At 68.8% G+C, this 8,999-nt stretch carries 9 protein-coding genes; 3 read left to right on the forward strand and 6 right to left on the reverse strand.

Going from position 1 to position 8,999, the window contains the following annotated elements; translation table 11 throughout:
- Positions 1 to 9: 9 nt before the first annotated feature.
- Entirely contained in the window at positions 10 to 1,737 is a 1,728-nt protein-coding gene (locus ACMGFE_RS24865) for an LVIVD repeat-containing protein (RefSeq protein ID WP_436927961.1), read from the reverse strand.
- 142 nt (positions 1,738 to 1,879) lie between these two features.
- Between ACMGFE_RS24865 and engB the strand changes: the two genes are divergently transcribed.
- Entirely contained in the window at positions 1,880 to 2,497 is a 618-nt protein-coding gene (engB, locus tag ACMGFE_RS24870; protein ID WP_436927962.1) for a GTP-binding protein EngB, read from the forward strand.
- Positions 2,498 to 2,746: 249 nt separating this feature from the next.
- Here the strand turns inward: engB and ddfA are convergent, their stop codons facing one another.
- Positions 2,747 to 3,013 (reverse strand): DdfA family disk-determining factor, encoded by a 267-nt coding sequence (gene ddfA / locus ACMGFE_RS24875; protein ID WP_436927963.1) that lies wholly within the window; start codon positions 3,011 to 3,013, stop codon positions 2,747 to 2,749.
- A gap of 260 nt (positions 3,014 to 3,273) precedes the next feature.
- On the opposite strand from ddfA, the gene ACMGFE_RS24880 reads away from it, so the two are divergent.
- Positions 3,274 to 3,756: an Lrp/AsnC family transcriptional regulator gene (locus ACMGFE_RS24880; RefSeq protein ID WP_436927964.1), complete on the forward strand. Its 483-nt coding sequence runs from the start codon at positions 3,274 to 3,276 to the stop codon at positions 3,754 to 3,756.
- A gap of 147 nt (positions 3,757 to 3,903) precedes the next feature.
- On the opposite strand, the gene yciH is transcribed toward ACMGFE_RS24880, so the two are convergent.
- The 4 genes from yciH to ACMGFE_RS24900 form a co-directional block, all read right to left on the reverse strand.
- Entirely contained in the window at positions 3,904 to 4,197 is a 294-nt protein-coding gene (yciH, locus tag ACMGFE_RS24885; RefSeq protein WP_274326008.1) for a stress response translation initiation inhibitor YciH, read from the reverse strand.
- A gap of 202 nt (positions 4,198 to 4,399) precedes the next feature.
- On the reverse strand, positions 4,400 to 6,652 hold the full coding sequence (locus tag ACMGFE_RS24890) for a transglutaminase TgpA family protein (RefSeq protein ID WP_436927965.1): 2,253 nt from the start codon (positions 6,650 to 6,652) through the stop codon (positions 4,400 to 4,402).
- Positions 6,649 to 7,668, reverse strand: a complete 1,020-nt coding sequence (locus ACMGFE_RS24895; protein ID WP_436927966.1) for a DUF58 domain-containing protein — start codon at positions 7,666 to 7,668, stop codon at positions 6,649 to 6,651. The genes ACMGFE_RS24890 and ACMGFE_RS24895 overlap by 4 nt, the downstream gene beginning before the upstream one ends.
- On the reverse strand, positions 7,668 to 8,636 hold the full coding sequence (locus ACMGFE_RS24900) for an AAA family ATPase (RefSeq protein ID WP_436927967.1): 969 nt from the start codon (positions 8,634 to 8,636) through the stop codon (positions 7,668 to 7,670). The genes ACMGFE_RS24895 and ACMGFE_RS24900 overlap by 1 nt, the downstream gene beginning before the upstream one ends.
- Before the next feature lie 154 nt (positions 8,637 to 8,790).
- On the opposite strand from ACMGFE_RS24900, the gene ACMGFE_RS24905 reads away from it, so the two are divergent.
- A partial coding sequence (locus tag ACMGFE_RS24905) for a hypothetical protein (RefSeq protein WP_436927968.1) occupies positions 8,791 to 8,999 on the forward strand: 209 nt, incomplete at its 3' end.

An 8,999-nucleotide genomic window follows, 5' to 3' on the forward strand; every position in this document is an offset into this window, starting at 1 on the left:
GTGAGGCGATTACTCGTCGTCGGCCCCGCGCAGGCGCCAGGCGCCGATGCCGAGCGCGGCGAGGCCGGAGAGGACGCCCAGGCCGGGGCCACTCCCGCTGCTTTCGTCGTTCGCTGTGCCTCCGGAGCCGTCGGTGGCGGTGTCGGTCGCGGGCTCGGTCCCGCCGGCCATCGGGGTCGACGTCGCCGTCGACCTCGCCGTCGCGGTCGGGGTCGAGGCGTCCGTCGGCGTGGCCGTCTCGGTCGCCGTCGGCGTCGCGGTCCGCGTCTCGGTCGGCGTGGCCGTGGTCGTCGTGCCGTCCGCCGTCGAGATGTCGACCGGCCCGCCCGACGGGGTGATCGTCGCGGCGTTGTCGGTCGGGTCCGGGAAGGTGTAGAACCCGCCCGGGCCGCCGTCCTCGGTCGGGTGGGCGTAGCTCGTCGCGTAGAAGTACTCCCCCGGGACGCCCGCGCGGGCGGTCCAGAAGCTCGCCACGTCGCCGTCCTCCCAGTGGGCGAGTTCCTCGGGGTTCGCCGGGTCGGCGATGTCGTGGACCTTCACCCCGCCGCGGTACCACGACGAGTAGAGGTAGTCGCCGGCGATCTCGAAGTTGTGCGAGGTGGTGTAGTAGCCGCCGCGGCGGCGCGTCGTCTCTCCCTCGGGCGGCATCGGCGGTTCGATCTCCGACAACTCCTCGGGGTTCGCCGGGTCGGAGATGTCCCAGAGGACGATCCCGCTCGGCCCGCCCAGGTCCTCTTCTTCGGGTTCGTCGGTCTCGATCGACTCGTCTTCGAGGTCCCAGCTCTCGCCGCCGACGGCGAGCAGGTCGCCGTCGTCGTCGGGCTGGACGTAGTGGTCGTTGCCCTCGGGTTCTATCGAGTACTCGGCGGCTTTCGTCCGGTCGAGATCCGCCAGCTCCGCTGCCGTGTAGTCGGCCGCGTGGCCGACGTACTCCGGGTTCGCCGGGTCCGAGACGTCGAGGATCCACGACCCGGCGTCCCAGTAGGCGAGGTAGGCGCGCCCGTCCTGGACGTACATGTCGTGGAGGTTCCGGAGCCGCCTCGATACGTCCTCGTAGGCCTCGTCGTAGTCCGTGACGGACCACGTGGCGACCGACTCCGGGTCGTCGGGCGCCACGTGGACGATCTCGAGTTCCGTCCCCGTCGTCAGGTAGGCGTACTCGCCGTGCAGGTCGGCGTTGTGGATGACGTAGCTCGTCTCGTAGGTCTTGAGCGGTCGGGGGTCGGTCGGGTCCCGGACGTCGTAGAGGGCGATCCCGGTGTACGCACTCCGGCCGCCGGTCGCGAGCATCAGGCGCCCCTGGTTGTACTTCAGGTCCAGGAACCCCGAGATGGTCCGACCGTCCGGGCTCTCGATGTCCGAGTACTCGCCGACGATTTCAGGGTTCTCGGGGTCGGCGCAGTCGACGACGTAGAAGCCGTCCAGCCGTGAGGCGAAGACGTACCGGCCCGACGGCTCCGCGACGGCCTCGGTGGTCTGGTACCCGGGCGAGTCGTTCTCGACGTCTATCCGCGCGAGCGGCGAGAAGTCGTCGCCGTCGTCGGTGCCGGTGTCGGCGGCTCCGGCCGTCGTCTGCGGGGTCGAGGTGGCCGTCCCAGTGGCGGTGGCGGCCGTGGTGGTCGTTCGGGTGGAGGGCGATGCGTCGTCGTCGCTGCCGGCGGCGGAGAGGGCGCTCCCTGCGATCCCCGCCAGTCCGGCAGCGCCGACTGCGGAACGGAGGTATTCACGGCGGCGCATGCGCCCCTACCTCCGTCCGGCGGTCGTTTAGTTTTGCTGATTTGACTGGAATCGGCTCGCTGGCCCGGGACTCACAGCGGTCGAGAACGCGTCCACGACCGAGAACGCGTCGTTTTTCCACGCCCGCGCTGTAGGGCCGGTCATGTTCGAGTCACGCCCGGACCGCGACGCGGAGGTGGCGCTGGTCGGCCGGTCCAACGTCGGCAAGTCCACGCTGATGCGCGAGCTCACCGGCCACACGTTCGACACCGGCCAGCGACCGGGCGTCACCCGCTCGCCCAACCACTACGACTGGGCCAGCGAGGACTTCGTCATCACCGATCTGCCCGGCTTCGGCTTCATGGAGGGCGTCCCCGACGACGTCCGCGAGCAGACCAAGACCGACATCGTCCGCTACATCGAGGCCAACGCCGACAAGATCCTCGTCGGCGTCCTCGTCGTCGACGGCAAGGCCGCCATCGACATCATCGACCGCCACTCCGGCCCCGACGAGGTCCCCTACGACGTCGAGATGTTCCACTTCCTCCGCGACGTGGGCGTGCCCGTCGTCGTCGCCGTCAACAAGATGGACAAGGTCGACGACCGCGACGAGCGCCTGGACGAACTCTGCGAGCGCCTCGGCCTCCCCACCCCCTGGAAGCAGTGGCAGGACACGATCGCCCCCATCACGGCCAAGCGGGGGTCCATCGAACCCCTGAACGAGGCCATCCGCCACCACCTCCACGAACAGGGCCGCGACGACCTCTTCCAGTTTTTCTAAACCATCTAGTTTCCATCTTTTTCGCAGAGGGGTGGGCGCGCCGCGCCCACCCCCCCCTCCGCGAAAAACATGGGTGAAAAAGGCCGCGAGCGCCGCAGGCGCTCGCGGCAGAACCGCGCCTCGCTTCGCTCGGCGCGGATGCTACGCTCCTTCTGAGAGGTTCCTCGATCGCATGAACGCCTTCTTCGGTAGTCGGAAACTCGAACTTCGAAAACCGGGAAGCGGGGACGGGGACTCGCCGGGACGCGACTACTTCTCGTATACGTCGACCGTCCCGTCGCTGGAAACGGTGACGTCGTACCCGTTGTAGACGAACTCGACTGATCCCCCGGACCCCTTCGACAGCCGGGCCACGAAGCTGTCCAGCGCGTCGGGGTCGAGCGTTCGTGCGAGCGGGTCCAGGTCGAGCGGCGACACGTTTGCCGCCTCCGCCACGGCCTCGACGACCGTCTCGCTGGCTGATCGGGGCTCGTCGTACGGACGGGCAGCCGTCGGAGTGGAGGGTGCGTCGTTCACAACCGATCCTGGCACCGGATACGTATATACCCGTCGCACCTATTTCGATATCTTGGTGTAATATCGGAAAATATCGGAATCATCGAACTATATGAGGGGTTTGTGGTATTAGTCGAACATCGTCACGGGCCGGGTTAAATACGAACGGCGGTCGATTCGAGAGTAGACCGAAATTTTGATTGTGCGTGGAATTTCGAACTCCTCGGGCAGATGGTGTGGACAATCACCACGCTCTTCACCTCTGAACTGCAAGCGAGGGCGTGGCGGACTACGACCTCGACGACGTCGACAGGCAGTTGCTCAACAAACTCCAGGAGAACGCTCGATACACGGCCATCGAACTGGCCGAGTCGATCGGCGTCTCGGACAACACGGTCCACAATCGGATGGAACGGCTGGAGGAAGCCGGCGTCATCACCGGCTACACGACGGCCATCGACCACGACCGGACCGGCCTCGGCCTCTACTTCCACTTCAGCTGTACGACCCGGATCAGCGAGCGCGCCGGCGTGGCCGCCGCGGCGATGGAGATCCCGGCGGTCCTCGAAGTCACGGAGCTGATGACCGGTCACGAGAACCTCCACATCAAAGCCGTCGGTCGGATCGACGAGGACATCACCCGGATCGCCGAGCGCCTCGACGACCTCTCGCTGGAGATCAACGACGAGAACCTCATCCGTACCGAACACGAGCAGCCGCTCGACTACGTCGCGGTCGCGGAGTTCGTCGCCGACGCGGAGTGACCGCCGGGGAATCGTCGCCCACTGCGGCCGATGCGTGCAAAATCTCAGCCGTTACGCGGCGCTGTCGCTCCCTGGCGACACGAACTCGACCCGAGAGGAAGCTAAAAGGTGCTGTTCACGCGGGCGTTCGACGCCGTGGTCGGGGGTTCAGGCGACGTTGAAGCCCTTGTCCCGGAGGAAATCCTCGACGCGACCCGTGTGGTTGCCCTGGAGTTCGATGGAGCCGTCTTCGACCGTCCCACCGCACGCGAACTTCGATTTCAGGTCGGACGACAGCGTATCCATGTCGACGTCCTTCGGATCGAATCCCTCGATCACCGTTACCTCTTTCCCGTATCGGCGCTCGTCGATGCGGACGCTGATCTCCTGGGAGTCCTTGGCGACGTCCTCGCAGACGCAGAGCTCCTGGGGGAGCCCGCACGTCGAGCACACCTCAGACATCGTTACCCGAACGTTTGGTTCCGGTGGTCACCTGTCTGACGGCCCTGACTTGCGGCGTACTCGCCTTGGGGAGCGAGCAGACTTCCGACATTACGCATCGGCATACGAAATCGACCTATTAAACACTGTCGGGACTCACCACGATCGCCCCGGTATCGCCCCGACGCCGGTCAGTTCGCTGCGGTGTCGCCCCTGACGCCGGTCAGACGCCCCGCCACCCGACGATGTCGTCCACCAGCGAGACGGCCTCGTCGGCCTCTTCGCGAGTGACCTTGCCGGCGTAGCGAGCGCGTTCGCGGATGTACGCCACCTGCGCGGCCCGCTCGTCGGCGCCGATCGCCGCGAGGTACTGGCGGGGGGTCTCCTCGGGTCTGCGAGGCCGGTGACGTTCGGCGAGGACGTACTCCAGGCGCTCGAACGCCCGCTCGGCGTCGGTCTCTGGGTCTCTCGTCGGCTGGTAGCGCAGCCAGACCGCCCGGTACGCCCGGCCGGTGAGGCCGGTCCGGCGGAGACCGACGACCAGCCCGAGCAGGACGATCGCGCCCAGCGTCGCCTCTTCGCGGGTCGGCGGGCGGCCGCCGAACGGTCCCGTCGACTCGCTGCCGCCGTCGTCGGCGCCGGACCCGTTCGCCGGCGCGGTGTTGATCGACGGGTCCGAGAGGGTCACGTTCTGCGCGGGCGTCCCGCCGGGGCGGGTGATCCGGTCCGGGATGGTCATCTCGCCGGGCGCCTCCTGGACGGGCTGTTCGGCCCGGGGCGTCAGCGGCGCGGGCGTCGCGGTCGGGCTCGGCGTCCACTCGCTGCCGCCGGTGTCGTTGAGGTCGACGCCCGTCCGGTTGTTCTCGCGGGCGTTCGTCAGCTCCTGTTGCTCGGCGGCGCGACGCGGGCCGGCGGGCGTCGGATCGAAGCGCACCCAGCCGACGTCGGGGAAGTACGCCTCGACCCACGCGTGAGCGTTGTACCCGCGGACGACCCACTCGTCCTCGGCGACGCGCTCGCCGGACGTGTAGCCGACGGCCAGGCGCGCGGGGATGTCCTGCGTCCGCAGCATGACGACCATCGTCGTCGCGTAGTAGGTACAGTAGCCGGCGTCCATCTCGAAGAGGAACTCGTCGGCGACGTTCTTCCGGGGTCGCTGCACGTCGAGCGAGTACTCCTTGTTGTTCTTCAGCCACCGTTCGACGACGCGCGCGGTGTCGTAGGGCGTCTCGGCGCGGGCGGTGATCCGTTCGGTCCGTTCGGCGACGCGGTCGGACGTGCTCGACGGGAGCCGCGTGTAGCGGTCTTCGACCGACGAGGGGTAGTCCGTGCCGGCCGCGCGCAGTTCCTCGGCGCTCGCGACGGGAACCCGACTCGTGACGCTGAAGCGCTCGCCCTCGGCGATGCTCCCGTCGACTTCCAGGCCTTCGAGGTCGTTGACCGTCGCGTCGTCGGCGATACTCTCGTCGACCGAGACGGGTTTCCAGGCCGCGGGGACGACCTCTAGCTCGTCGACGGCGGTGTAGGTCTGGCTGACGGTCTGGCTCCGACCCGGTGGCGCGTCGAGGTCGCCGCGGTAGGAGTGACTGCTGCCGGTCCGGACCCAGCCGTCCCCGGTGTAGCGGTCGTACGTGCCGACCTGCCAGTAGGCCTCGGCGTCGCTCTCGACGCGGAAGCGGACGTCGGGCGACAGCGAGAGGTTCCCCGCGATGCCGAGCTGGTTGTCGGCCTCCAGGAGGTTCGCCTCGACGGTTCCGCCGCCGGCACCCGGTCCGCCGGCCTGGAACCGCGACCACGTGTCGGCGGTCCGCGAAGGGCCGGCGGGCACGACCGGCGCGACCGCCGAGAGGACGATCAGGACGGCGAGCAACACCGCGAGCGGTTCGGCTGCTTTCAGCGAGTCGCCGCGGCGGTCCATGTCGCCGACGGCGACGGCGACGATGGCGCCGACGACGCCGAGCAGTGTCGTCAGTGTCGAGGCGTCGGTAGTCAACACGAGGAAGGCCAGCGTCCCGCCGCCCGCCAGCACGCCCGCGACGTAGCGCCGGCGCATCGCCAGGTACCACGTCAGAAACAGCGGCCCCGGCGAGACCCCCAGCACCCACAGGTCGACGTTCGTCACCTGTAGCAGCGACCGCCCGGTCATCAGCGCGATGGCGTCGGTCACCAGCGGTACCAGGGGCGGCTGGCGCGGCAGGCTGAAGACGTACAGCGCCAGTCCGGCGGCGAGCAGGCCGACGGCGACCGCCGCGGCCGAGCGCAGGCGGAGCGAACTCGACAGTGACGTCGCCGCTGCCAGCGCCAGGGCCCCGACGAGGACGAAGAGTATCGGTTCGCCGGTCACGTCGACGAAGTGGTAGAAGACGGAGCTGTACGCGGCGATCAGCAGCGCGACGCCGCCGAGCGCGACGGTCCTGACGGGGTCGACCCCGTCCAGGTCGAGCGCCGCGTCCGCCGGGTGAGTGTCGGTGCTCACGACTCCACCTCCCGGCGGGTGATCGGGTTCTCGCGGCTGACGGTGATCTCCTCGAACGCGCGGTCGTCGCTCCCGAAGGTGACGGTGACGCCGTCGGACTCCCCGCGAACCACCACGTCGGCGTCCTCGGCCGCGCCGTCGGGGAGCGAGTAGGATTTGAACGGCGACGTGAACTCGGTGTCCGTCACGGCCAGCGCGGCGAGCAGTCGCTGGCGGTGGTCGTCGCCGCGCCCCATCGGGACGGTCTGTTCGGGGACGCGCAGTTCGACCGATAGCCCCGCGTCGAGGGCCATGACGACGACGCTCGCCGCGGCGGCGGCCATGCCGTCGACCGACCCGGCGTCGGCCGTCGCCGCGACGACCAGCTGGTCGTCGTCGACCCGGTCGTCCGCGAACTCGGCCACGTAGATGTCGTCCTGGGCCTTCGCGGTCGACTTCCAGTGGACGTCCCGGAGCGGGTCGCCGGGGACGTACTCCCGCAGCGTGTCGAACTCCTGGCGCTCGAAGTCCGAGCGTTCGAGGACGTGCCGGAGGATCACGTCCCGGCCGGCGACCTGGTAGACCGGCGGGTAGACGAGGACGCGCGTCGTCGACCCCACCTCGTAGGTCGTCTCGACGAGTCCCAGGAGGTCGCGCATCCGGACTTTCAGCGGGCCGAGCGAGTGGCGGCCGCGCTCGGCACAGGTCAGCGCGTAGGTGAACGTCGTCGGCAGCGTCGCTTCGGCGGTGGCGCCCTCGGCCACGAGCCCGTCGGGGACGGTCTCCTCGATCCGGGCGACGCCGCTCCCGTCGACTGCCACGGTCACGTCGCGGGTGTCGCCGGGGAACGCCGTCGGGACGTAGTCTCGTTCCGCCGTCGGGACGTCGGTGCGTCGCAACTGTATCGCGGACGCGAGGAGGGCGACCACCGCCGGCGCGGCGATGGCGTTCAGCGCTCGGGCGCCGTAGGTGAGCGCCAGCACCTCCGCGAGCACGACGATGCCCAGGACGGCGTAGCCGCGGCGTGTCAGCTCCATCACTCGACGCGGACGGATTCGAGGGCGTTCTCGACGACGGCCCGCGGCGTCGTCTCGTCGGTGCTCGTCCGGATCCGGTGCGGGAAGACCACCTCCGCCTCCGTCTGCACGTCGTCGGGGATGACGTACTCCCGACCCTCCAGGACGGCCCGTCCCTGCGCGGCCCGCAGGACGGCGAGCCCGCCGCGCGGGCTCACCCCGAGTTCGGCGTGGCGTCTGGTGAACTGCGAGAGCCGCGTGACGTACTCGCGGACCGAGCGTTCGACGGTGACGCCCGCGGCGGCGTCGCGGGCGGCCCGCAGGTCCTCGAGCGTCGCCACCGAGCCGAGGTCGTCGATGGGGTGGTGGCCGACGATCCGGTCGAGCATCTCCGTCTCCTCGTCGGTGTCGGGGTAGCCCAGGTGCAGCTTCTTCATGAACCGGTCGAGTTCGGCCATCGGGAGCTCGTACGTCCGGTCGCGCTCGACGGTGTTCTGGGTCGCGATGACCGTGAACGGCCGGGGGAGGTCGTGGGACTCGCCGTCGACGGTGACCTGTTGTTCCTCCATCGCTTCCAGCAGCGCCGACTGGGTCTTCGGCGGCGCGCGGTTGATCTCGTCGCCGAGGACGACGTTGGCGAACACGGGACCCGGGCGGAAGTCGAAGGACTCGGTCTTCTGGTTGAAGACGTTGACGCCGGTCACGTCCGAGGGGAGCAGATCCGGCGTGAACTGGACGCGCTTGAACGACCCCTCGAACGACCGGGCGACGGCGCGGGCCAGCATCGTCTTCCCGACCCCGGGCACGTCTTCTAACAGGATGTGCCCGCGGCCGAGCAGCGCGGTGATGATGTGCTCAATCTCGTGGTGGTGGCCGACGATCACCTCCTCGACGTTCTCGACGACGCGCCCGATAACCGCCTGCGCGTCGTTGACGTCCTCGACCGTGCTCTCCTGGCGACCGGAGACTGTGGTGTCTGTGTCTGTCATGGGTGGCTACGGCTCCGACGCGCCGCCTCGTGGGGATCCACTCGCGACGATCGATAGGGCGTGTGAACGGCTCGCACGGGGCGCTTGTCCCAGTGGTAGTGGCCGGAGAACCGTAACTTTGCCGCCCATCTTTTTCGCTGGGGGGTCGCTCGCGGTGCTCGCGACCCCCCAGCCAAAAACATGGGTGAAAAAGGCCGCTCGCGCCGACGGCGCGAGCGGTGAACCGGCGCCTTCGGCGCCGGATGCTCAGTACAGCCATCTTTTTCATCGTCGGGTGTCCTCGCTCGCTCCGCTCGCTGCGGGCACCACTCCTCGAAAAACATGGGTGAAAAAGGCTGAATCCTCGCTTCGCTCGGATTCGGT

The organism is Halosimplex amylolyticum (assembly GCF_051414035.1).
Taxonomy (GTDB): Archaea; Halobacteriota; Halobacteria; order Halobacteriales; family Haloarculaceae; genus Halosimplex; species Halosimplex amylolyticum.